Genomic DNA, 25,737 nt, shown 5'->3' with positions numbered 1-25,737 from the left:
GTGATATAAGTATTACATTTGTGTACAACTAAATAAATAAATTATATGAATTTAAAATCATTATTTAAAATTTGTCTTCTTGCGATCATACTTGTGGCATGTAAGAATGAAGCAAAAGAGGCACCAACCGAAACCGTAGAAGTTGCTGAAGCGGATTTTAGTTTTAATGTTGAAGAATTTGCAGACATTAAAATTTTACGTTACCAAATACCAGGTTGGGAAAACTTAAGTTTAAAAGAACAAAAACTAGTTTACTATTTAACGCAAGCAGGTCTTGAAGGTCGTGATATTATGTGGGATCAAAACTACAGACATAATCTTAAAATTAGACATGCTCTAGAGAATATCTATACCAACTATGAAGGAGATAAAACAACGGACGATTGGTCTAATTTCGAAAGCTTTTTAAAACGCGTTTGGTTTAGTAATGGTATTCACCATCATTATTCTAACGCTAAATTAAAGCCTGCTTTTGGTAAGGAGTATTTAAATGAATTATTAGCAGCAACCAATACCACGTTAGAAGGTGAAGCGTTTGACGTTTTATTTAATGATAAAGATTCTAAAAAAGTGAATCAAGCTAAAGGTATTGATAATGTCTTAGAATCTGCCGTTAACTTTTACGGTCCGGATGTTACTAATAAAGATGTCGCAGATTTCTACAAAACGAAAGTCTCTCCAGATGCCGATAAGCCATTATCGTATGGTTTAAACTCACAATTGGTAAAAGAAAATGGAGTTTTAAAAGAGCGCGTTTATAAATCTGGCGGCTTATATGGTGCAGCTATAGATGAAATTGTAAAGTGGTTAGAAAAAGCACAAGGAGTTGCTGAAAATGAAGCACAAGGTGAGGCTTTAGGTTTACTAATTGACTATTACAAAACAGGTGATTTACAAACTTGGGATGATTATAACGTCGCTTGGACAGCAGCAACCGAAGGTAATATCGATTACATTAATAGTTTTATTGAAGTGTATAACGATCCTTTAGGGTATAGAGGGTCTTATGAAACTGTTGTGCAGATTAATGATTTTGACATGTCAGCAAAAATGGCTGTATTGTCTGAAAACGCACAATGGTTTGAGGATAATTCTCCATTAATGGAAGCACACAAAAAAGACAGTGTTGTTGGTGTGACATATAAAGTTGTGAACGTTGCTGGTGAAGCTGGTGATGCCTCTCCAAGTACTCCAATTGGTGTTAACTTACCAAATGCGAACTGGATTAGAGCTGCCGTTGGAAGTAAATCAGTATCCCTAGGAAACATCATTAATGCGTATAATAATGCAGGTGGTTCTGGTCGTTTAAAAGAATTTGTACACGATGAAGAAGAGTTGCAACTCGAAGAAGAATACGGACAGGTAGCCGATAAATTACACACAGCATTGCACGAAGTAATCGGTCATGCCTCAGGGCAATTAAACCCAGGAGTAGGTGAGACTAAAGAAACATTAAAAACTTACGCTTCTACTTTAGAAGAAGGTCGTGCAGATTTAGTTGGTTTATATTATTTATACGATTCTAAATTACAAGAATTAGGTTTAGTTGAAGATTGGAAAAAAGTGGGGAAAGCAGCTTTTGATGGTTATATCAGAAATGGTTTAATGACACAATTAATTCGTTTAGATTTAGGTGACGATGTTGAAGAAGCACACATGAGAAACAGACAATGGGTTTCGGCTTGGGCTTTCGAAAAAGGAAAAGCAGACAACGTTATTGAAAAAGTAACCAGAGACGGAAAAACATACTTCAATATTAATGATTACGAAAAATTACACGATTTATTCGGACAATTATTAAGAGAAACGCAACGTATTAAGTCGGAAGGAGATTACGCTGCTGTTGAAGCCTTAGTTGAAGGTTATGGTGTAAAAGTAGATCAAGCGATTCATGCTGAAGTTTTAGAACGTAACAAGCAATTTCCTTCTCCACCATATAGTGGTTTTGTAAATCCTGTGTTAGTTCCAGAAATGGATGATGCTGGCGAAATTACAGCAATTAAAGTAACACAGCCAAATGCATTTTCTGAGCAGATGTTAAGATACAGTAAGGATTATAATAACCTTCCTGATGTGAATTAATTTGTAAATTATTATAAATTTCAAAAATGCACTTACAAAACTGTAAGTGCATTTTTTTTGGAATAGAAGTAAATATTTTAGTTGAAAACAACAATTATCAATTATTTTATAACGTTGAATAGTTTTAAAATTGACTATATTTAAGATAATTGGTATATGTAGTATTTAAACACAATTAATATGGTGTGTTTAAAATTGACTTCACACTAAAGATTAAAAACATTTCAAAAAAAAGTAAGCAATTTATATTGGTACTAATGGAAAATATAAAATTTTATAACAAACTAAAAAAATCAACTGATACTCTTACAGAATTATTGGAAACTGAATCTTATTTTTCTGAAGTGCCCAATACGTGGCACGTTGTGGTGGTTGATATTTTAAATTCTACACTAGCGGTTGATGAAGGTAAGCACCATCAGGTTAATCTAACCGCTACAGGGGCTATAATTTCCGTTTTAAATTTTATCAGAAAAGAAAAGCAAAGCATAGAAATACCCTATTTTTTTGGAGGTGATGGAGCGACATTTATTATTCCAACTTTATTTTTAGAACGAATTATACAGATCTTAGATAATTATAGTCTTCATATTAAAAATCACACGAATTTAATACTTAGAGTCGGTCATATTTCAGTTAATTATTTAAGGGGTCAAGACTATGGTTTAAAACTAGCAAAACACCAATTAACCAATCAATTATCGATTCCTATTGTATTAGGTAATGGTTTAAAAAAGGCTGAAGACTTAATTAAAACAAATTTTGAAGAGAGTAGTACTCATTTTGAAAAAGCTCTTTTAAATTTAGAAGGCATGGAGTGTCGCTGGAAGCAGATTAAGCCTATTCAAACTCAAAAAAAAGTAGTCTGTTTATTGCTAGATGCTATACATGAAGACGATCAACGACGAATTTATAAAGATGTTATTAGTGAGATGGATCGATTCTTTGGGACTTTTGATAAGAGGCAACCTATAAAAACGACTAATTTAAAATTAAATTTTAGTATCCGTAATATATGGGAGGAAATGAAGATTAGCCTTAATCAGCAAAAATTAAGCTACGTCTTTAAAAAATGGATGTCAACACTCATCGGTAAATTCTATTTGAACTTTTCAAATGATGGAAAACACTATTTAAAACAAATAGGGCAATTATCGCATACATTTATGCTCGATGGTATGATTAACACTGTTTTTACAGCTGAACAATCTAAAATTGATCTTTTTATAACGTATCTAAATCAACTTGAAAAAGACAAAAAAATCATTTATGGTATTCATATCACACACGCCTCTGTGATGTCTTGTTATGTGTTAGATCGAAAGACCAAACATTCTCACTTTGTAGATGGCACCGAAGGAGGTTATACGTCTGCAGCAAAAATGCTTAAACAAAAGTTGAAACATGTTTAGAACCTTTGTTCAAAGTTGAAATCACATATGAAATCGTAAAATCTATAAGTTCGATTGTATTTTACGATTGAAAATGAGCAGATGACTATCCAGAACAAGAATTTGTCGCAAACGAGTCTGTGATTATAAACCTCCCATAATCGTGACTAATTTTACAGAACTTACAGGCCTTATTTTATTCAAAACTTCCGCATCTTTGCATAAAATTAAACATTGTGAAATTTAAAGACAAAGACCTAATTATATTCGATTTTGATGGCACGCTAATTAATAGTATTCCAGATTTAACCTTGGCTGTAAATAAAATGCTGAAGCATTATAGTTTACATCGCTTAACCATAGAGCAAGTCACGCCTTACATAGGCAATGGCGCAAAACCTTTAGTGCGTAGAGCTCTAGAATATAGAATGCAAGATAAGCAGCTGCCAGACACCTTGCTAAAAGAAGCATTTGACATCTATTTGGCGGCGTATAAAGATGCCATTTGTATTGATACGTTTATGTATCCGGGTGTTTTAGAAACATTAAAAAGTTTAGATAAAAAAGGTTATAAAATGGCGATTTGCACTAATAAACCTTTTGGATTTATTCAACCGATTTTAGACACCTTAGAGATTACAACATATTTTAAATGTTGGGTAGGTGAAGATTCATTAGCTGAGAAAAAGCCAAGTGCAGTACCATTGTTACACTTAGCAAAAGAACTGAATACAACGATAGAAAAAAGCATCATGGTTGGTGATTCTAAAAATGATATACTAGCGGCTCAAAATGCAAACATGGATAGTATTGGTGTTAGTTACGGTTATAATTATAATGAGAATATTGCCAATTATAAGCCAACTGTAGTTGTTGATGAATTTGCGGAACTTACAAAGTTGTTTTAAAGAGGTAAAACTTAGAAAACATAAATTTTGAAAAAGCACTTACAGTTTTGTAGGTGCTTTTTTTTGGTTAAAATGTACGTGACTTTACGTATATGAAAGTTGAAAATATTTAGTAATTTTAAAGATTACTAAAACAACATGAAAGTTGCTGTATCCTGACTTATTTACTGGATATAGTTAATAAAAATTATTATATAACGAGTTGGCACCAATTTAGAGGAACTTCCCTAATTGAAATCAACTGTTCCCTCAATCTAAGTTTTATAACACTAAAAAGTAGTTTAGTTTTGAATAAACTAATTCAACTATAAATAAAGTAATAATTACACTTTTAATCTTTTTTCCGATAACACTAATTGGTCAAAATCAAACATTTAAAATGAATCGTTCAATATTATTAATATTTCTGATTTTTAGCTTTTGGGATTCATTTTCGCAAATTAAAATCGAATCAGTCATTTATTCCAACGAAGAATATTTTCTTTATCCTGAAAGTCAGGACGAAAAATATATGAATTGGAGCAACATATCGTGGTATTTAATTAGAGATAAATATAAGCTTAAGAGAAAAGATGAATCAAATGGAAAATGGATTCAATTTTACAAAAATAATGTTTCAATTCCTGCAAAGGTTTTCGAATTAAAAAATGGCAACTTAAATGGTCAGTATCGTCAATATTATGAAAATGGTCAGTTAGAATTAATCGAAAATTATCTAGATGAAAAAATAACTGGTTTAGGAGTCAATTATTACAGAAGCGGAAAACTAAGAGATAGTGTTAAATTTAGATTAGATACTGCTAGAAACGGTTATGTCTTTTCTAATAAAACCTTTATGAAATCATATTACGAGAATGGTAAACCAAAAAAAATAGAGAATTACGATTCTTTGGGTGTTAAGAATGGAATGTGGAGTGATTTTTACGATAACGGACAAATAAAAATAGAACAACAATACACAAATAAAAATATTGATTTAAGAAACTCAGCTAACAAAAACTCATACGGAAACAGAATAAAAAAATTCACCTATTTCTATCCAAACGGTCAAATTCAATTTTCGCTAAACTACTCAAATGATAAAATTGATAACGGTCTTTTTGTGGAATATTACTCAAGCGGACAGAAGAAAATAACCGGTATTCTTAAAAATGGATTGCGAGACTCTGAATGGACTGAATATTATGAAAATGGAAAAATAAAATCTAAAGGAAATTATTCATCTGATAGCTATACTATTTGTGGCACTGTTCCTTTTACAGACTATCACGAATATAAAGTTGGAGAATGGTATTATTATTATCCTAATGGACAAACTAAAGCAAATGGTATTTATAAAATGTCAACTAGAAATGTTGGAACTAATTGCAAAGGTGGAGCAAATCTTAACTGTGGAACATTAACAAAAGGATGGACTTTTTATAAAGCAGATGGTAACCCAATATATTTAAAGGATGTTCTTAAAAATGAACTAATGGCAAATCAAGAAATTTTGAGAAAACGAGTTTACGAAACGGAATAAAAACTGGTGCCAACAATGTGTATAATTCATTGCTAGTTAGAGCTTACTTACGAAAATTCCGCTGGAATTTTCTATCTGTGATTTGTTTGCTAACTTTAGTGCTTAAACACGCAACGAAATCATACACGAGACCGTTGTAGCAAATACGACAAACGAACGAACATATCAATAGAAGACATGAAAATAAACGAAATAAATATTGAAAATTTTAAATGTTTTGAGGACTTTAAGATTGAGACTGAAAAACTAACAATTTTTACAGGAGCAAACAGTAGTGGTAAAAGCTCACTCTTATATAGTTTCTTAGGACCAATTCAATCTGAGGAGTTTCCAATTCAATTCTCACCAAATGGTAAATATGTGAGAATGGGAGATTATGGAGATATAGTCAATCAACATGACACATCTAAACAGATTAAATTTACCTATAATTATCAATTTAATGATATTGATTATTCTATTGAAACTGTTTGGGATGAGGATAAAATCCGAAAGTTACCAACTCTGACATATCTTCTTGCTAAAACAGAATTTTACACAATAGAGATTCTTAAAAAGTACAAGTATCATTTAACTTTCAAATACTTTGTAGACAAAGACCCAAGAAAAGATATTAATTCACCTGAAATGATGAAAGAGTTAATGTTTAGTATAAAAAAAATAACAAAACAATATGTAAAAGAAAATAAAAAGGAGACATTAAAAGAAAATGAAGAACTTGATGATTTTTTGACACATTTTGCAGCCCCAAAAAAATCAATTAAATTCTCATTTGATAAGTTAGAAGAACTTAATGATACTCTAAGAAAAGAAGGGAATTACTATTTAGATAATTTTTTTAAAGGAATAACATCATTTTTTAAAAATATTGACAAGAAAACAAATTTCATAAGTTCTTTTAGACTCTTACCAGAAAGAACTTATTATGAAACCTCAAAAACTGACTTAAAAATTGGTAAGTATGGTGAAAATTATGTCGACCAAATAATTCTATGGGAATCCATAAAATCAGAAAAACTTCAAGAACTAAAAATTATTATTCGAGAACTTGGATTGTTTTATGACTTAAAAACTGTTCGCCTTGGTGGAGGTAGATACGAACTTTTAGTAAAAAGTAATAAAAATGGGGTTTGGGCTTCAATAACAGATGTTGGTTTTGGAATAAGTCAATTCTTACCAATAATTGTAGCTGATATACAGTTAGGTGAAAATTCTACCCTTTTTATAGCTCAACCTGAAATTCACTTACATCCAAGTATTCAGGCACTATTTGCAAATTATTTAATAAATAATATAAATAACAAAAATAAATCATATTTAGTTGAAACTCATAGCGAATACCTTATTAATAGACTTCGACTAGAAATTGTAAAAGGGAACTTTGAAAATAAAGATGTGAAAACATATTACATAGAAAATTATGGAGACAAAGTAAAATCACATGACATTGAGTTTCTTAAAAATGGTCAGATAAAAAATGCACCCAAATCATTTTTTGAAACTTACATGATGGATTCTATGGATATTACTTTAGAAGCTCTGTAAAATGAAAGATATTTTTATAGACAACAATATCGCTAAAGATTTTGCTACGCCAATAAACCCAGATTATAAAGAATTAATTAGATGGTTAATAACTTATAATAATAATGAGGATGATGCATATTTAGTATTATCACAAAAATTAATGAATGAATATATTGCTTCATCTCAAAGCTGTTTTAAATCAACAGCAATTACACTTATTGTAGACAAACTAACGAAAGAAGGTCGTATAAACTCTTTTGAAAACAAAGAGATAAAAGCTTTCATATCGACTTTTTATAAAGCCAAAGTACTTAAAAAATTACTAAGTAATCATAAAGATAGATTCCATATTCCTATTGTTGTTTTATCTAATCGCCAAATTGCTTTAACTATTGATGCTAATTTTGCTCACGATTTAGTAAACTTTCCGAAATCTAATGTAACAGTTTCTGATTGTCCATCTAAAATAAATTATAAATAAAGTACTTGCTACAACACCGTATATAATTTATTGCTAGCTTCTCGCCTACTTACGAAAGTCCTCGCGGACTTTCTTGGTCGGTAATTATTTACTAAATTAGTTGCTTAAAACACGCAACAAACCATATACAAACACGTTAGCAAACATTTAAACCAAACTTTATGACATTTTTTAGAAGATCATTAATTTTAATTATACTAATCTTTATTGGATGCTCAAGCGATGATTCAAATGAAACTAGTGTTAATAACGGATTCATTATTGATGGAGAATTTTATGAAACAAATCATGCTGCCATTTCAAAAGTAACTCGAGCATCACAAAATTCTTTACCCTCTGTAGAAATAGAATTGTTTTCGAATTTTGATCTTGACTACTTTTCTAGTTTTTTCTTACTTCCAGACGACACGGATGGTGATAGAAAATTAATCACCGGAACTTATAATACTAACGCTGGAAATATAACTTCTAATATTCCAAGAACTGTAGATTCTAAAATAATTCAGTTCAGAAATAATATAAGTTTCAGTAATCTTTTCTACTCTGAAGGTTCAAATAATAGTGGAACTGTAACTATTAATTCTATTACAAATATATTAGACGAGAATGACCGCTATGTGACAACAGAAATTGATATTGATTATCAATTTACGACTAGTGACGGAGATGAAGTAATTGGAAATTTTAACGGACAAGTAGAATTTAGTGACTCATCAGAAGTTCTGAATTAAAAACATTTGCCAACACCGTACTTAATTTATTGCTAGTTTTAGCCTACTTACAAAAAGTCTAGCGGATTTTCTAATTGATTTTTATTTGCTAAATTAGGTGCTTAAACACGCTACTAACCATACACAAAAACCGCTGTAAGTAATTTTGACTTGTAGTCATATTTCAGGTCAAGACATTTAACAAAAAAAAACGCTTGAGAATTCTTAAAAACATATTGCTTTTTCAAAGAAAAATTTTCTTTATATCTTACTTTATAGCGCTGACTCTCGCTCTATTGATTAAAGCAAGTCCTGAAATAATTGCAATATTCTATTTAATGATAGCCACTTTTGTTCATTTATTTGTTTATGACATAATGAATAAAAACAAATATTATTACTACTTCAATTTAGGGTTAAACAAAACAAAACTATGGATTTCAACATTTGTTATTGGCTTAATTAACCTTTTTATTTTAAGTGTAATATGAACAATCTTCATATAGATAGTATAACAAAATCTTACAATGAAAAAGTCATATTAAGTGATGTGTTTATTTCTTGTAAAAAAGGAGAGATCAAAGGGCTTATTGGACGAAATGGTTGTGGAAAATCTACGCTTTTGAAGATTGTTTTCGGAACTGAAAAGGCTGATTCTAAATTTGTAAGAATTGGGAATAAGATTATTAAAAATTTATCTGACGGAAGAAACCTAATCAACTATTTACCTCAAGATAATTTCCTGCCAAATAACATATCGATAAAATCATTAATAAATTTATTCCTTCAAAAAGAAAATAGAAAAATAATATTGGAAAACGAATATGTAAAGCCATTATTAGACAAAAAAAATCAATCATTATCAGGTGGAGAGAAAAGAATAATCGAAATTTTATTAATAATACACTCAAATGCTGAATTCATTCTATTGGATGAACCTTTTAATGGAGTTAGTCCAATAATGAGAGATTACATTATTGATTACATAAAAAAAACTAAGTTATCAAAAGGATTTATTATAACTGACCACGACTATGAAAATGTAATAAATTTAGCGGATAGCATTGTATACTTACAAAGCGGATTTTTAAAAGAAATTAAAGATGAAAATGAACTAGTAGAATTAGGATACTTAACAAAAACGATTTACAACACCGTGCATAACTAATTGCTTTGGCAAGTGCTTATTTGGAAAATTCCTTCGTTATTTTCTCGGATTCGTATTTGTTTACTAATTTAGTTGTATAATCACGCTACAATCCAAACTTTTATCCATTCAGAATAATAAAAGCTCTTCACATTGCAACCAGAAACAATAAACCCAAGACTAACTTGTTACAAATGCATGAGTCCTAAAAGCACTTGTATTTGTAAACACATTCATTCTTTACATACTAAGACGCGTTTTATTATTTTAATGCACCCAAAAGAGTACAAGAAAGAAAAAAATGGAACGGGACACATGACAAAGCTTCAACTTGAAAATTCAGAAATTATAGTGGGTGTCGATTTTACCAATAACAAGCGCGTGAATGCCATACTGAATAATGAAAATAACAGCTCTTTTTTATTGTATCCAGGGAAAGATAACTTCAACTTATCTGTAAGCGGAAGTTCAGAAGTACAGTCTTTTATGGGGCATAAGCCACACCTCTTCATTCTAGATGGGACATGGCCTTGCGCTCGTAAAATGCTAAAACTAAGTAAGAACTTGCAAACCCTGAAACGAGTGAGTTTTGATAACGACATCAAATCAAAATTTATAATTAAACAGCAACCAGAATCACTTTGTTTAAGTACTATTGAGTCTGTTTATACAGTCTTAAATTTACTTAAAGAAGGAGACGTTGAACACTGTGATACAACGGGTTTTCTTTTGCCTTTTGAAAGAATGATTGAACATCAACTCGAATATTTGCTAAACCCAAATAATAAAAACTATCGAGCTTCGGAAAATAGTGAAATTGCGGTAAAGAACATATATAAGAAAACCACAGAAAGAAATACTATTTTTGAAGTAGAGCGTTAATTGTAGTCGTCGTGAATGTTAGTTATTAAAGGTTTTCTATTCAGAAAATCCATTGCAGACGTTCTATTCAGTCATTATTCACTAAATTAGTTGCTTTACCATTCATAACCACACATCTCAGGCTATTCTGATTCAAATTATTAATCCATTACAATGAAATTAAACCTATTATCATGCGACGCTCAAAGACCAGATAAAAGAGCGATAGCTAACTGTATTACTGAGATTTCCGCTAATGGTAATGCGTCATTATCTCATGAACTTACAGAGATTCTTTTAGAAGGAGATGCTGTAGATATCGAAGTTTCAGATAAAAATTCTGGCTCTGCGTTAAGAGCATTACGGAAACTAGATGTTGATTACGAGATTATAGAGTGAGTCATAAAAAACCTTATCTAAACAGCATTAAACGTCTTAAATTTAAAATGTCGTCCATTTAGGTTAGTACAATGGATATCGCCATTCCTATAAAAATTAATCCTGAAATTTTATTCAAGTAGATGCTAGATTTGGGATTGGCCTTAAACTTCTCTGAAAAAATTGCTGCAAATAAGGTTAAGGTGATGTACCAAATGATTCCGATTACTGCGAATGTCAAACCTAAAATCAGGAATGGAATCGGATCATTAATCGCGCTCGGACTTATAAACTGTGGAAATAAGGCTAAAAAGAATAATGCAACTTTGGGATTTAATAGGTTAGTTAAGAATCCAGACCAAAAGTCGCTTTTCCTTATGTTTTGATTCTGATGATTCTGTTCAGAATTCAAAATCGCCTTGTTATTCTTAAGACTGGAAACACCTATGTAAAGTAAATAAAGTGCGCCCAAATATTTAATAATCGTAAACGCATAAGCGGATTTTGCCAATAATACAGATAAACCTATGGCAGCAAAAAAGACATGAGCTAAAGCACCAGAATTAATACCTAACGAAGCGTAAATTCCAGATTTCCGTCCGTGACTAATGGATTTGTTTAATACAAAAACCGTATCCATACCGGGTATCATAACAAAAATTATGGCTGTAAAAATAAAAGTTATAAAATTTTCTATTCCCATGATGCTATTGCGTTATTTTAAAACAATATGTTTTGGCAAAGGAAATACTTTGATGACTATTGAAAAATACATATTTTTACCTTATTAATGCAAAAATCGCATTAAAGATGACGATTCAACAAATCAAATATTTTTTAGAACTTTCTAATGGACTTCACTTTTGGAAAACAGCAGAGAAGGTTTCGATATCGCAATCAACATTAAGTCGGCAAATTCAATCCTTAGAGGATGAATTAGGGTTTCAACTTTTTGAAAGAGATAAGCGGAACGTAAAATTGACAGCTGCTGGTAAATTTCTTCAAGACCATTGGACGACTTCAATTAACGAATTAGATCGCATTTACAAGCAAGCGCAAAAAATTGATATTGGTACTTTGGGCACGATTTCAATTGCGTATCCCGGTTCAATATCATTTGGGTTTTTGCCAAGTCTTATGAATATTCTAACCACAGAAATGCCCGATTTAAAAATTGAATTAACCGAACCAATTGATATCAATCATGAATCCTTACTTCTAAATTATCATATTGATATTTCTTTAAGTCGTGATGAAATCTTAAGTCCTACTATAGTTTCAAAACGACTATATTCAGAATCTGTTTGTTTAGTTGTGCCCATAAATCATTGGGTAACTGAAGAAAATTTTACGGATTTAACAATGGTTCAAAATGAAAACTTTATCATTTCTCCATTGCAGAACAAGACCTATTTTTCAACTTTATTACGTGGCATTTTCAATACTAATGGTTTTAATCCCAAAACAACTATTGAATCTGATTTTGGGAATGTAATATTAAATCTTGTCGCGAAAGATTTGGGAATTTCTATTTTACCCTATTCATTTCAGTTTGCGAAGAACCCAAATGTGCGTTTTATTGAACTTACAGAGAAAGTCGATTTGTATATGAACTGGCGTAGAAATGACCCAAATAAAATTGTGAAACGCATCGTTAATTATTCAGAAGTTCTCGGAGAAACTTACATTCCATAAACACCTAATTAAAATCATATGATTCACCTTATAGTAGGTAATACAGGCTCAGGAAAAACCACCTACGCCAACGAACTAAAACGAAACATTAAAGGGGTTGTGTTTTCAATTGATACTTGGAATAATGTGCTATTTCTTCCTGATAAAAAAGAAACCGATGGTTTAGATTGGTTTTTAGAACGCATTGAACGCTCAGAACGCATCATGTTAAATTTAATTCATCAGTTAGAAGACTTAAAAACAGATACCATCTTGGATTTAGGATTGTCCAAATTTGGACACCGTGAAAAATTCAGGAAGTTCGCGGAAATGAATGGTTATATCATAAAATTACATTTTTTAGACGTTTCTAAAACCAAACGATTAGAGCGTGTCATGACGAGAAATACGGAAAAAGGTGCCACGTTTGAGTTTGAAGTGACAAATGATAACTTCGAATTTATGGAAACATGGTTTGAGAAACCAACCGAAAACGAAATGCGTGATGGCATTTTAATTTCAGAAATTTAATCTTCAAAATCAACATGAAAAAAGCACTATATTTTATTCTTATTCTGGTGACTCAAATCACTTTTTCTCAAAGTTTTGAGGGACGTGTCACCTATAAGACCACTATGGAAAATCCATATCCTGATATATTTACCGATAGTGTTTTTAAAGAAAAAATATTAAAACCTGTTTTTGGTGATCAGGGATTTATGCTTCAAACGTATTATTATAAAGGAGATCAATACATGTCTGAAATAGCTACAGGTTTAGAAAACGGCTTTGAAGTTTATGTGCCAAATAAAAAGAAACTTTATGCGTGGAAAGAAAATTCAACAGAAGCTGTCGTCCATAAAACTGATGTACACTCAGACCTAGATGCTTTTGTTGAGTTGATTGAAACAAAAGAAATAGACACCATTTTAAATATTCCGTGCAAAAAAATACTACTGAAATCAAAAATGGGAACAGGTGGATTGTGGTTGAATACCGATTACCTAAAAGTTAATGCTGGTAATTATGCCGATTTTAAATTAAACCATAAAAATATCATATTTCAAAAGTATGGCTGCTTACCATTTAGAACCAGAATGGGAACAATGACTGTTGAAGTTATTGCGATTGAATCTATGGAAGTGCCTATTGAGAAATTTGAATTACCAAAATTCGAATCTGAAATTGAGCCATAAGTACCTAAGTATTTGTAACTTGTGAGAAAGATCACAAGACCAATGGATAAAAGAGAAAATGCAATCGAAATAAGTAAAGCCGAATTTCAGAAAATAGGCTACCAACTCATTGATACCATATCTGAATTTCTTGATGATATATCAAACCAACCCGTCACAACCACCAAAACACCTTTAGAATTACAACGGCTATTAGGTAATGCCTCCTTACCAAAACACGGAGTACCAACAGATCAACTATTGGCATCAACGTCTAAGCTATTATTTAATAATTCACTATTAAACGGTCATCCTAAATTTTTCGGATTTATAACATCATCAGCAGCTCCAATTGGAGCTTTAGCTGATTTGTTAGCGGCTTCTGTGAATCCAAATGTCGGTGGGCAAATCTTAAGTCCGATGGCAACCGAAATAGAAAAACAAACGATTAAGTGGTTGGCTGAATTTATTGGAGTAGATCCAAGCTATGGAGGTGTTTTGGTCAGTGGAGGCAATATGGCTAATTTCACGGCGTTTTTAGCAGCAAGAACGGCTAACGCACCAAAAAGCATAAAAGAAGATGGCCTTTCGAATACGTCGAAACAGTTAATTTCGTATTGTTCAAAATCAACACATACGTGGATAGATAAAGCAGCAATTCTATTTGGGCATGGTAGCAATTCTATTCGTTGGATTCCCACAGATGCTTCAAATAAAATGAATATTCAAATCTTGGAACAAACCATAAAAGATGATATAAAACAAGGCCATCAACCTTTTTTGGTTGTCGGTACTGCTGGTGATGTAAGTACAGGTGTTATTGATAATTTGGAAGCCGTTGCGGACGTATGTAAAACACACGATTTATGGTTTCATATTGATGGTGCTTATGGTATTCCTGCGGCTGTTATTCCTGAGCTAAAAGGTTTATTTAATGGAGTAGAGGAGGCTGATTCTATTGCACTCGATCCTCACAAGTGGCTCTACAGTCCTTTAGAAGCCGGTTGTATCTTGGTTAAAAACCCAAAACATTTAATAGATACTTACAGTTCACATCCCGAATATTATAATTTTAGTTTAACAGAAGAGGGAGGATCGCTGAATTATTTTGAATATGGACTTCAAAATTCGCGTGGTTTTAGAGCTTTAAAAGTGTGGTTGGCCTTACAACAAATAGGTCGCGATGGTTATGTGAAATTAATACGTGAAGATATCGCCTTGTCAAAATATTTTGCAGAATTGGCAACACAGCATCCAGAATTAGAATGTGTCACTCAAAATTTGAGTATTGCGACACTGCGATATGTCCCTAAAGCTATGGAAGAAAGGGGTGAGGATGTTGATACTTATTTAAACACTTTAAATGAAGCGTTGGTAAATACATTACAAACAGGAGGTGAACTCTTTTTATCTAATGCCATCATCGATGACAAGTATTGCATGAGAGCTTGTATTGTAAATTTTAGAACCACAAAAAAGGATATTGAAGAATGTATTGGGATAATTGTTAAAATGGGTCGAAAAACTCACCAATTACTTAGTTGAAATGGGAACTATTTGGAATATTAACAAATTAACGTATTATCATTTTGTTAAGATTAGCCGTATTAATTTCATTACACATAATTTAATCTTGTTTAAATTTTTGAAGTCATAATTCCGTAGACTCGGTCCTTCAAAATCTTTCAGAACGTTAATGCTTATTCTATATTTAAAGAACACAAAACTTTAGATGTAACATGCGTATAGGTATTATTATTGGACGAATAGGAGGCGTAGATGGTGTCGCTCTCGAAACCGAAAAATGGATAGATGTATTAAAGAAATTAGGCCATGAGGTCTTTATTATGTCGGGAGAATTTGAATCCTGGACTATAGATCGTGAGCATGATTATTTGTTTCCTGCCTTATCCTTCTTTTCTGTTGAAGCAGAATGGGGACAACGTAAAGCGTTTTTTGAACCCGATAAGAATCCGGATGCCTTATTAGAACACATCGAAAAAGCATCAAATAGAATACACTTCGCTATGCGACAATGGATAGCCGATAAGAAAATTGATGTTATTCTTTCAGAAAATGCATCTGCATTGCCATGTCATCTGTCCATGGGAGTTGCCATTAAAAAACTTGTTGAAACTACAGGTATACCTATTGTAACGCACGATCATGATTTTCATTGGGAACGCGGTCAGCGCTATGTGTCTGTACACCCAGAAATTAATCACTATGTCGATAATAACTTTCCATTATTATTACCTAATGTAAAGCATGCTGTTATTAATACGTTTGGAGTAGAAACGTTTAAAAACCGTTTTGATATTGATGCCACTTTGGTGCCAAATGTTATGGATTTTAATCGTGTCTATGGAGTGCCAACGCCAGAGAATGAATTTTTCCTGAGAGATGTAGGCGTTTTAAAAGATGAAATAGCTTTGCTACAGGTCACGCGTATCGTAAGACGTAAAGGGATTGAAACAGCGATTTCTTTAATAGACCAATTAGACGATAAAAAACTAAAATTAGTCATAACTGGAAATAACAATGATGATGAGAATAAGGAGTATTACAATGAATTAATTGACCAAATTCACGACTTAAATCTATCGCGTCAAATCATATTTGCAGCACACAAAGTTTTAGATCATAAAGATTTATCTGATGTGTATGCGCATGGAAGAGCGGCAACTTACTTTAGTACCTATGAAGGTTTTGGAAATGCTTTTGTAGAAACCATACTCGCAAAAAAACCAATATTTGTCAATAATTACAAGCCTGTTTATATGCAAGATATTGGCAACAAGGGCTTTGAAACCGTAATGATTGAAGATAGTAATCTTACGCCAGAAAGTGTACAGCAAATGTCTGATATTATTTATAACCCAAAACGCTGTAAGGAAATTGGAGACTACAATTTTAACATTGGCAAAAAACACTTTTCGTATGAAGTATTAGAAGAAAAGTTAAGCCAATTATTTACATTTTAAGAACCAAAACATGACCGATAAAAAAACACCAAAAATCTCTAATATTTTAAATGAACTAAAAAATGAAAAGATAAATACGTGGTTTGATCTCGGTTTATTTATAGATAAATTTAAGGAGAGAAATTTACCATCCGCTTTTAAAGGAAATGCATCAACCTTTGATGCACATATTGAAAACGGTGGTATTGCATTTTTAACCTTTTATTTTACGATAGATGGTATCACCGTCGAAACTGACAAGTATGCTAAAACCTTCAAAAATATATATCCAGATATTCCCATTCACTTTATAGCTGGTGAAATTAAACAAGAAGCAGACGAGCTTATTCCAAAAACGGCAATCAGAAAAGTTATTCCAGAAATGGAAGCTTTTGATGCTTGGCCTTTATACGAGGATTTCTTCAAAATTAAAATGGAACGCGGTAGTGAAGCCTACAATAATCTTATTGGTAAATTTTGGAAAGAGGTTTTAGTTCTTGTAGAAAAATTAGGCTCTTATATTGAGGAAAATGACATTTCGTTATTATACCTTATTAATGTGTGTTCTAATCCTGGGAATGTGTCTTTGGCTTTGGCTACGGTTTTAATATCGGAATATTTAGGAATTCCGGTTATTAATAATAATCACGATTTTTATTGGGAAGGAGGAAACAGAGCTGTAGAAATAAATAAAAAAGGTCTTAAAAAAGGACCAAGAGATTTCTTTTTTCACAATGCACATGTAGGCGAATTTTTCTCAATTATAGAAACGGTTTATCCATGGGAAAGTCGGTCTTGGATGAATGTGAATATTAATAGAATTCAGCAAGATCATTTGATTAATATTAATGGTCATAATCCAGCGAATGTAGCCTTATTAGGAACTGCTGTAGATACCAAATTACATGAAATGAGTAAGCGCGATATTATAAAAGCGTTTATGCAAGTGTCTTCAATTTTTGCGAATAAAAAAGATTCCATAACGGTTCATACAGCGTCGCATCATACGGAAAGTAAACGCTCATTAAGACCTATTTTATTAGGTCATAAAACCATTAAAAACTTCGATTTTGTAAATAACAATATCGTGTTTTTACAGCCAACAAGAGTCATAAGTAGAAAATCTATTGAGTTGAATTTTAAGCTTATTAAACGCTTGTTTTCGTACGATTCTTTTGCTGATAAATTTCTCACCAATCCACAATTAAAATTGTCGTTGATTGTTTCAGGACCCATTCCACACGGACAACAAAATTATTATCACGATTTAAAAAAGGACTTTTCGACTTTTTTAAAAGACCTTCCAAAAGTGTTTAGATCGCGAGTACTTCTTGGATTTTTATTTAGTGAATTCGATAAAAACGATTTCAAGAAAAAGCATAAAAAACCATTGGATATTGAGCAGCTATTTGATGTAGCCTCTTTAATTTTATTACCAAGTCAAACCGAAGGACGAGGCTTACCAATTATTGAAGCTGCAGCTTGCGGAACACCAATTTTTTGCAGACAATACGAACCAAGAGAAGTCTATGATGAAGTTATTGGTCGTCATTTAGATGAGTCACTTCGTCTTAATGTTTTAGAATTTAAAGGCTCTAAAGTCCCTAAGAAGTTGGCAGAAAAAATCTGTGATCACGTGTTCTATCCACAAAACAGAATGGTCGATGTTACGCACAACAGAAGCGTTATTAAAAAGCGATACAGTTTAGAAGCTTTAGAGGAAAACATGCGTTACATTTTACAACGTATGTATTATCAGTTAGTATCTGTATCTATTGAAGACAATCCACAAGTAATTAATTTATTAAAACAATACAAGGCTTCTGTAGATTTTGAAAATGAAGATCTTAATGCCATTCTCAATAAGAAAACTAGACATTATTTACCAGGTTATGGTCGTTTGGCTTTTATGCATTATTTAAAATCGTTAATAGATCCTAGCTTTTTTAGAGTCGAACAACAGTTGGTGAAAGGACGTGTAATGCGTTATGCTAGAACCATGGAAAATGACATCCCAGATTTGGTAAATACGAATCTAGAAGTCATTCATAAATACTACAATGCCATTGATGATATTTTTAAATATGTAGATGGTGAAATTTCAATTCGTCACGATCATGCGTTGGCGTATCGTCATAGAAATAAAAAGTCCTATGCTTATCAGGCGTTTACTTATCAAGAAGTCACTGGTTTGGTTAACATGATTTATACCGATGTGTTTAAACCTAGTCATCTTCCAGATTTAACCTTAGCACCACAATTTTTTGCCGATTGGGAATTGGCATTATTTCAACTGACGAATAGTAAATATTTAGGGATTGATGATCGAAAAATATTAACCAAAAATTTAAAGAAGAATGTCCCAAAAGGCTATTTTCCGGGACGTTATATTAAGCATGAATTAGAGTATTTTGTATTACAACCTATTCGTGCACAATTAAAATTAACCATAGAACAAGAGTTGACCTCAGAGATACTTGAAGCAAACGTCAATCAGTTAGAGAAAATCTACATTTTTATACACGAACCAAGAATTACAAAATGGTTTTCGAGCGCAGACATAAAAGAGTATTTAGAAAGTGGAAAAGAGCCAGAGTTAGGCTTGTTGTATAATGCAGGAGTCGTACAGATTATAGAGACCAAACAATGGTCAGAAGGTGTTCATTTTCCGCAAATGGGTGCAAAGGCTATCAAGATTTTACGCGCTATTAAAGCCGCTGATGGTTTCTTAATCACCAATGGGGAATATGCTGCCATGATGACTGATATTATTGAAATCGATCATTTCCATATTGGAAAAGTGATGTATGAAATGACCGCTAAAATTATGGGTATTCCTAAAGGGAGTGGGTTTATTCAATTTGTACCTGCAGGAGTTCGGACGACTTTAGCGTATCCTACGCCAATTCAAACCGCTAAAGATTTTGATGTAGTTTTAAAAAGTGATGTATATCAAGACTTAAAAGATAAAATAGGAGAGAAGGCATTGTTAAATATGATGACAAAAGATGCCATTGAAAATGGAACTCCTATTGCTAAGTTGTTGACTCAGATAAAGGAAGATTTAAATGAAAGTAAAACGGTTCAAAAGGTAAAATCTTCTTTCGCAGGAGGTGTTTATGAAGACGGTTTACCTTGGAGTGGAGTTTTAGCAGAAATAGATACAAAAAAACACCATTGGAAATTTGCAGCGCATATTGCTAATAAAGAACCTAAAAATGTACCAGCACTTGTAAAAGAATACAAGAAGAAAAGTAAAAACCCAAACAAAATAGAATTAGCTTGGAATGGTGGTTATATTTTGAATCCGGAATTAGTTGGTAAACTCGGACTGCCTGAGACCTATATTGGTTCTCCTTTAGGCTTATTGATAATGGATAATAAAGTGTTTTGTCCACCACTTTTTAATAAACCAGCCTTTGTAATTTACAAAAACGGTGATGTAGACATTCGAAAAGTAAATAGTAAATCAGGTTTTATTGTCAATGGTAAACAAGCAAAAATGACGTTTTCTAGCACTAACTATAATAAGCATAGTAGTATAGAACCTTGCTTTTATGATTTGTCTTATGTTGAAGACACTTTTAAAGGAGATGGCAATGTCATTGTAAGAATTGCAGGTAATACCGTAAAAGAGATTATTAAAACGAGGAAGAAAGAAGATGTGCCAGTCATTCCGGTTGGGATTACCTTATCTATTCCATCTACATTATTTTCTGACGCCATGTTTGTTGAAGGAAAATCGTTAGATATTCAATTATTAGAACCCGAAGAGAATCCTTATAAATGGGATGAAATTTCATATGCTATTGAAGCAGGACCAATGTTAATTGATGAAGGAAAACAAATTTTAAATATGGAAGAAGAAGGTTGGAAAACCACGAATTCTATTAAAACACAAGCCGCACGATTAGATTTTACAGATATGCGTGGGCCAAAAATAGCTGTTGGAATCACCAAAGCAGGTAAGTTAATGGTATTAATGGTAAACGGACGAATTAGAGAGTCTGTAGGAGCCACGCATTTTGATATGGTTGATATTTTATTAAAATACGGCATGGATAAAGCAATGGGCTTTGATCCAGGCGGAAGTAGCACGTTAGTCGTTGATGGAAATATCATGAATATTTCGCCTTACAATAAAAACTACGAAAAGGATATTTATGCTTTACCACCAGAGCCGAGGTTTGTAGCGAATGCGATTATGGGTTGGATTGATGAGTAATATGTAATAAAAAAGAGGCAAATATCACTATTTACCTCTTTTTTTTATGAATTCCATCTAACCATCTAACCTAACAAATCCTCTAAAGCAGGTTTCAAATTCACATAAGTAAAGTTGAATCCTTCAGCTTCCACTTTTTGAGAACTGACGCGTTGACTTTCAAATAAAAGAATATGCATCTCGCCTAAAATCAGTTTCATGGCAAATTTTGGAATGTTTGGTAATATCAAAGGACGATGTAAAACTTTCGCCGCAGCTTTGGTTAATTCTTTATTGGTTACGGGGTTTGGTGCTACACCATTGTAAATCCCTTCAAAATTGTTTTGTACAGCAAACACAAAAAGTGATGCTAAATCTTTAACATGTATCCAGCTTTGCCATTGTTTTCCACTTCCAAAAGCGGCACCTACACCATATTTTATTGGTTTAACAATTTGTGGTAAGGCACCACCATCATTGGCTAATACCAAACCAATTCTTATTTTGGCCACCTTACAACCCAACGCTTTAAAACCATCAACCGCAGCTTCCCATTCGTGAACAACCTTCCCTAAAAATGTTTCAGAAATCTCAGTATTGGTTTCTTCGTAATAATTTACTAAACTCGTTGGATAAATGCCAATAGCGCTAGCAGATACGACTTGGTCAATACTATAATTGTGCCTTTTTATTGTGTCTTGTAGAAGTTGCGCGGTTTTAGTTCGACTTTCAAGAATGATTTTTTTGTATTTATCTGTCCAGCGCTCAGAAATAGAAGCTCCAACCATATTAATAATGGCAGAAACACCTTCAAAGCAGGTGTGATCTATTTCGTTAATATTTGGATTCCAATAAAACCCTTTATAATTCGATTCGGTACTCAATTTAGATTTCGAAGTCGTTAAATAATGGACATTAATGCCTTGAGAATGACATTGGTCAACAATTCCTTGCCCAATTAGTCCAGTCGCTCCTGTTATTAAGACGGTCATTTTTATTTTTTATGTAAAGATACGAAAGGAGGAAAGCGTACGTATGAGCTTTAGATATGATTTAACGTTTGAAGACTTAGTGTTTTATCTAGTTATCATTTTATAATTAGCACTTTACGTCCCTAGTAGTGTTTTGGGTGTGCGAAAAATGTATTGGAGTCTAATAGTATTTAGGTCATTTCATTTCGCTGAATGTTATGAGCTCATTTTCTGGGCTCTCAGCATTTCCCGTTTTCCAGGTGGTCCAGGTAAGCGTTCTACAACAAAACCGACAGCTTGCATGGCGCGTCTTACACTTCCTTTTGCTGAATAAGTTACCAAAATTCCATTAGTTTTAAGAGCTTCGAACATTATTTTAAAAATATCTTCAGTCCATAAATCGGGTTGAACACGTGCACCAAAAGCATCAAAATAAATGATATCAAAGTTGTCTTTAGAATCGATATCCTTAAAGAATTTTTGTTGTTTTTTTAACTGAAATTTTGGAGTGATAGCACAAGATTCTTCCCAGGGGGTTTCGTGCATCTTTTCGAAAACAGCTTGATGAGTTTGGGAAATCAATTCAACATAATTTAATTGATTGATTTCTTCTGGTTGTACAGGGTAAGCTTCAATTCCTGTATAATTGAGATTTAAGTTGTCTTTTTCTGCTTTTATTAACGTTAGAAAAGCATTTAGACCAGTGCCGAAACCTATTTCTAAAATTGAAATGGGTTGCGTACTGGAAACTTGCATAGAATAAAAAAGCAAACCATGTTTTAAAAACACATGATTTGCTTCTTGTATCGCACCGTGAATGGAGTGGTATTGCTCATTCCATTCTTCTATTTGGATGGTTTTAGAACCATCGGACGTGGTAATTATATTTCTCTTCAAAAATTATTGAATCAGTAGTTTTTTAATCTTAGGAATCGGTCCTGTGCATTCCGTTTTATGACAGTTTAAACAATTGTTAATCGCATTATTATAACGTTCTTTTAATTCGGTAGTAGACAAGGTGTCTATAACTGCTTCTTGAGATGCTATAAATACATTTACAAAACTTTCCCAATTTTGAGTTCTAGATTTACCATTACTCATTTCAGCTGAGTGTAATTTTAATAAATCGATTGGTAAACGTGTTGGTGTTTCACCAGCAACAATTTGTGCTTTTAATTGTTGATTGTATGCGTACATAGCGTTCATAAAACCTGCCATTTCAGAAGGTTGATACATATCGTATACAACAGCTTTCTTTACAGGCTCTTCGGTAACTTTTTCTTCATTTTTACAGCTTACGAGTATCAAAAAAGAAAAAATAACGATGCTTAAAACTTTATTGTTTAAGTAAAACTCCATCGGCTTCAAAACCATATTCAAATTTAGGATCTGTAATCATTGCAATTTCTTCTGCAGTTTTACCAGCATCTTCAGCGTAATGTCTTAATTCTTCAACCGGAGTTTCAGAAACAAAAGCTTTTCCGGTCATTACAACGTCACCTTCAGCATTTAAAGGCATAAAAAAACCGTAATCCTTAAACTTAACCATTACTTGATTTTCATCACCCATGTCTAATGTCATCCAACAACCCTTTTTAGAACAAACCTCAATGATTTTTCCTTTTACTTTAGAAGTAATCGTATCACCAGCTTTTAAGGTTTTATATTGTTCCATCATGTCTGCAGATGTTAACGCATCCGTGTCATTTATTTCTTTTCCGAAAGAGGCATACGCTATTTCTTGTTTTGTTTCTTCAACGGTAACTTCGGCTGTTTTAGAATCGTCTTTACAAGCGAAAGCAACTAAGCTAATTGCAAAAAGTAAAATGATTTTTTTCATTATTAATAGGTTTTGATTTGAATTATTATATAATTACAAATTTAGTCAATTTAACGGAATATAACCTTTTATTAACCACACTGATTACGTACTTTTGTTTCAAAATCATATATAATTATGGCCAATCATACAGATAAAATTAGCATTGAAACTGCTAAAACTTCTAAAATTGAAACGGTAGATTTTAGTAAATTAGACTTTGGTCGTGTCTTTACAGACCACATGTTTGTTTGTGATTATGAGGATGGCAGGTGGCAAGCTCCAAAAATTATGCCTTATCAAGCGATGACGTTTGATCCTTCTGCGCGTGTGTTTCATTATGGTCAGGCGGTTTTTGAAGGTATGAAAGCTTACAAGGATGATGAAGGTAAAGTTTTTCTTTTTAGACCTAAACAGAATTTTGAACGTATTAACAAATCTGCGGCACGTTTAGCTATGCCTGCGTTTTCTGAGAATTATTTCTTTGAAGGGTTAGAGGAGTTGTTAAAATTAGATAATGATTGGATTAAGCCAGGCATAGGAAACTCTATGTACATACGCCCTTTTGTAATTGCAACAGAACCTGCAATTTCTGCGTCTCCAGCAAGTATGTATCGTTTTATGATTATTTGCTCACCAGCGCAATCGTATTATAATTCTCCTGTGCGTGTTTTAGTGGCAGAACAATTTAGTAGATCTGCAAATGGAGGTGTTGGTGCCGCAAAAGCAGCAGGTAATTATGCCGCTCAATTTTATCCTACAAGTTTAGCACAAAAAGAAGGCTTTCAACAAATTATTTGGACTGATGCTGATTCACATACATTTCTAGAAGAAGCTGGTACTATGAATGTCTTTTTTAGAGTCAATGATACGTTAATAACAGCACCTGTTAGTGATCGTATTTTAGATGGAATTACTAGAAAAAGTATTATTCAATTAGCAGATGATTTGGGAATTACTTGTGAAGTTAGACAGATAAAAGTTGAAGAAATTAAAAATGCGGCAAAAGATGGTAGCTTAAAAGAAGTGTTTGGTGCAGGTACTGCTGCCGTTATTAGTGAGATTTCTGCATTTCAACATCGTGATGAGTTGTTTGAGATTTCTGGTGCTGAAGATTCTTATGCTAAATTATTTAAACAAACCTTATTGAATATTCAGTATAATGTTTCTGATGATATTCATGGTTGGAGACATGAGGTAAAATAAATCTATCACATAACATATATAAAAAAGCAGCCACACCTCGACTACGCTCAGTGAACGGCTGCTTTTTTTATGATTCTAAAATAGCCTTAATATGTGGCTTAAAGTAATTAGGACCTTTTAAAACTTTACCATCTTCACGATAGATCGGTTCTCCGTCGGCTCCTAATTTACTCATATTACTACGTTGGATTTCTTCAAATACTTCTTCAATTTTATGTTGCATTCCGTGTTCTATAATAGTACCACAAAGTATGTAAAGCATATCTCCTAAAGCATCGGCAACTTCCACTAAATCATTAGTCTTAGCAGCTTCTAAATATTCTTCATTTTCCTCTCGCATTAACTCGTAGCGTAATAGGTTTTTGTCTAAACCTAAGTCTGCCTTTGGTGTTTCGCGATGTCCTATTTTGAAAGCCGTGTGAAACGCTTTTACGGCTTTAATTTTGTCTTGCATAGTTGTGGTTTTAATCCTTATTTTTGTATAAAAATAAGAAGATGTTTAGTACTGGTCAATTGATTTTTGGAATATTATTTTTTATTGCTTTTGTAATTGTTATTGCGTATCAGTATCGCAAGGATCTTCAACTTCATAAAAAACATTATAAAGGTACGGTATGGGTACTCATTGCTTTTATAGGTTTCATTGGTATGATTGCATCAATTAAGTATATTTTTATGTAATCGTCTGCTTTTTAGTCTTTTTGTCTCAAGATTAATT

General features: G+C 32.5%; 24 protein-coding genes. 18 read left to right on the top strand and 6 right to left on the bottom strand.

Features of this window, described 5'->3' with window-relative positions; translation table 11 throughout:
• The first annotated feature begins 45 nt into the window (after positions 1–45).
• The 10 genes from HM986_RS00695 to HM986_RS00650 all read left to right on the top strand — a co-directional run bounded on the left by HM986_RS00695 (position 46) and on the right by HM986_RS00650 (position 11,028).
• Positions 46–2,082 carry a dipeptidyl-peptidase 3 family protein gene (locus HM986_RS00695; protein ID WP_179333164.1) on the top strand — a complete coding sequence of 679 codons (2,037 nt, stop codon included), beginning with the start codon at positions 46–48 and terminating at the stop codon, positions 2,080–2,082.
• Between the two features lie 257 nt (positions 2,083–2,339).
• Positions 2,340–3,494: a DUF3095 family protein gene (locus tag HM986_RS00690; RefSeq protein ID WP_179333163.1), complete on the top strand. Its 1,155-nt coding sequence runs from the start codon at positions 2,340–2,342 to the stop codon at positions 3,492–3,494.
• Positions 3,495–3,709: 215 nt separating this feature from the next.
• The gene (locus HM986_RS00685; protein WP_179333162.1) at positions 3,710–4,381 is read left to right on the top strand and encodes a phosphoglycolate phosphatase; all 672 of its coding nucleotides are present in this window, start codon (positions 3,710–3,712) and stop codon (positions 4,379–4,381) included.
• A gap of 379 nt (positions 4,382–4,760) precedes the next feature.
• Positions 4,761–5,903, top strand: a complete 1,143-nt coding sequence (locus HM986_RS00680) for a toxin-antitoxin system YwqK family antitoxin (protein ID WP_179333161.1) — start codon at positions 4,761–4,763, stop codon at positions 5,901–5,903.
• Between the two features lie 177 nt (positions 5,904–6,080).
• Positions 6,081–7,448, top strand: a complete 1,368-nt coding sequence (locus HM986_RS00675; RefSeq protein WP_179333160.1) for a DUF3696 domain-containing protein — start codon at positions 6,081–6,083, stop codon at positions 7,446–7,448.
• Position 7,449: 1 nt separating this feature from the next.
• On the top strand, positions 7,450–7,911 hold the full coding sequence (locus HM986_RS00670) for a hypothetical protein (RefSeq protein ID WP_179333159.1): 462 nt from the start codon (positions 7,450–7,452) through the stop codon (positions 7,909–7,911).
• A 161-nt stretch (positions 7,912–8,072) separates the two neighbouring features.
• Entirely contained in the window at positions 8,073–8,642 is a 570-nt protein-coding gene (locus tag HM986_RS00665) for a hypothetical protein (protein ID WP_179333158.1), read from the top strand.
• Positions 8,643–9,108: 466 nt separating this feature from the next.
• Positions 9,109–9,789: an ATP-binding cassette domain-containing protein gene (locus HM986_RS00660; RefSeq protein WP_179333157.1), complete on the top strand. Its 681-nt coding sequence runs from the start codon at positions 9,109–9,111 to the stop codon at positions 9,787–9,789.
• Between the two features lie 132 nt (positions 9,790–9,921).
• Positions 9,922–10,650: a tRNA-uridine aminocarboxypropyltransferase gene (locus tag HM986_RS00655; protein ID WP_262890545.1), complete on the top strand. Its 729-nt coding sequence runs from the start codon at positions 9,922–9,924 to the stop codon at positions 10,648–10,650.
• 153 nt (positions 10,651–10,803) lie between these two features.
• Positions 10,804–11,028, top strand: coding sequence for a hypothetical protein (locus tag HM986_RS00650; protein ID WP_179333155.1), 225 nt, complete (start codon positions 10,804–10,806; stop codon positions 11,026–11,028).
• Between the two features lie 58 nt (positions 11,029–11,086).
• Here HM986_RS00650 and HM986_RS00645 read toward each other — a convergent pair whose 3' ends face one another.
• Positions 11,087–11,710, bottom strand: a complete 624-nt coding sequence (locus tag HM986_RS00645; protein WP_179333154.1) for a LysE family translocator — start codon at positions 11,708–11,710, stop codon at positions 11,087–11,089.
• A 107-nt stretch (positions 11,711–11,817) separates the two neighbouring features.
• Between HM986_RS00645 and HM986_RS00640 the strand changes: the two genes are divergently transcribed.
• The 6 genes from HM986_RS00640 to HM986_RS00615 all read left to right on the top strand — a co-directional run bounded on the left by HM986_RS00640 (position 11,818) and on the right by HM986_RS00615 (position 21,044).
• Complete coding sequence (locus HM986_RS00640; protein WP_179333153.1) at positions 11,818–12,702, top strand: LysR family transcriptional regulator; 885 nt, start codon at positions 11,818–11,820, stop codon at positions 12,700–12,702.
• 18 nt (positions 12,703–12,720) lie between these two features.
• A complete protein-coding gene (locus HM986_RS00635; RefSeq protein WP_179333152.1) occupies positions 12,721–13,212 on the top strand; it encodes an AAA family ATPase in 492 nt (163 codons plus the stop codon).
• Between the two features lie 14 nt (positions 13,213–13,226).
• Positions 13,227–13,877 carry a hypothetical protein gene (locus HM986_RS00630; RefSeq protein WP_179333151.1) on the top strand — a complete coding sequence of 217 codons (651 nt, stop codon included), beginning with the start codon at positions 13,227–13,229 and terminating at the stop codon, positions 13,875–13,877.
• Positions 13,878–13,919: 42 nt separating this feature from the next.
• The gene (locus HM986_RS00625; RefSeq protein ID WP_179334360.1) at positions 13,920–15,401 is read left to right on the top strand and encodes a pyridoxal phosphate-dependent decarboxylase family protein; all 1,482 of its coding nucleotides are present in this window, start codon (positions 13,920–13,922) and stop codon (positions 15,399–15,401) included.
• Positions 15,402–15,595: 194 nt separating this feature from the next.
• The gene (locus tag HM986_RS00620; protein ID WP_179333150.1) at positions 15,596–16,840 is read left to right on the top strand and encodes a glycosyltransferase family 4 protein; all 1,245 of its coding nucleotides are present in this window, start codon (positions 15,596–15,598) and stop codon (positions 16,838–16,840) included.
• Between the two features lie 10 nt (positions 16,841–16,850).
• Entirely contained in the window at positions 16,851–21,044 is a 4,194-nt protein-coding gene (locus HM986_RS00615; protein ID WP_179333149.1) for a phosphodiester glycosidase family protein, read from the top strand.
• A gap of 65 nt (positions 21,045–21,109) precedes the next feature.
• Here HM986_RS00615 and HM986_RS00610 read toward each other — a convergent pair whose 3' ends face one another.
• The 4 genes from HM986_RS00610 to HM986_RS00595 form a co-directional block, all read right to left on the bottom strand.
• Positions 21,110–22,015 carry a TIGR01777 family oxidoreductase gene (locus HM986_RS00610; RefSeq protein WP_179333148.1) on the bottom strand — a complete coding sequence of 302 codons (906 nt, stop codon included), beginning with the start codon at positions 22,013–22,015 and terminating at the stop codon, positions 21,110–21,112.
• A 195-nt stretch (positions 22,016–22,210) separates the two neighbouring features.
• Positions 22,211–22,891 (bottom strand): tRNA (5-methylaminomethyl-2-thiouridine)(34)-methyltransferase MnmD, encoded by a 681-nt coding sequence (gene mnmD, locus HM986_RS00605; RefSeq protein ID WP_179333147.1) that lies wholly within the window; start codon positions 22,889–22,891, stop codon positions 22,211–22,213.
• Between the two features lie 3 nt (positions 22,892–22,894).
• A complete protein-coding gene (locus HM986_RS00600) occupies positions 22,895–23,302 on the bottom strand; it encodes a hypothetical protein (RefSeq protein WP_246288437.1) in 408 nt (135 codons plus the stop codon).
• A 28-nt stretch (positions 23,303–23,330) separates the two neighbouring features.
• Positions 23,331–23,834 carry a DUF4920 domain-containing protein gene (locus HM986_RS00595; protein ID WP_179333145.1) on the bottom strand — a complete coding sequence of 168 codons (504 nt, stop codon included), beginning with the start codon at positions 23,832–23,834 and terminating at the stop codon, positions 23,331–23,333.
• A 117-nt stretch (positions 23,835–23,951) separates the two neighbouring features.
• Here HM986_RS00595 and HM986_RS00590 point away from each other — a divergent pair, with 117 nt between their 5' ends.
• A complete protein-coding gene (locus tag HM986_RS00590; RefSeq protein WP_179333144.1) occupies positions 23,952–25,019 on the top strand; it encodes a branched-chain amino acid aminotransferase in 1,068 nt (355 codons plus the stop codon).
• A gap of 67 nt (positions 25,020–25,086) precedes the next feature.
• On the opposite strand, the gene HM986_RS00585 is transcribed toward HM986_RS00590, so the two are convergent.
• Positions 25,087–25,473 carry a pyrophosphohydrolase domain-containing protein gene (locus tag HM986_RS00585; RefSeq protein ID WP_179333143.1) on the bottom strand — a complete coding sequence of 129 codons (387 nt, stop codon included), beginning with the start codon at positions 25,471–25,473 and terminating at the stop codon, positions 25,087–25,089.
• Between the two features lie 41 nt (positions 25,474–25,514).
• Between HM986_RS00585 and HM986_RS00580 the strand changes: the two genes are divergently transcribed.
• Positions 25,515–25,700: a hypothetical protein gene (locus tag HM986_RS00580; RefSeq protein ID WP_179333142.1), complete on the top strand. Its 186-nt coding sequence runs from the start codon at positions 25,515–25,517 to the stop codon at positions 25,698–25,700.
• Positions 25,701–25,737: the final 37 nt, after the last annotated feature.

The organism is Winogradskyella costae, from assembly GCF_013403865.1.
GTDB classification, from domain to species: Bacteria; Bacteroidota; Bacteroidia; order Flavobacteriales; family Flavobacteriaceae; genus Winogradskyella; species Winogradskyella costae.
Note: the sequence above shows the minus strand (reverse complement) of the source record. Positions and strands in the feature narration are given on the sequence as shown.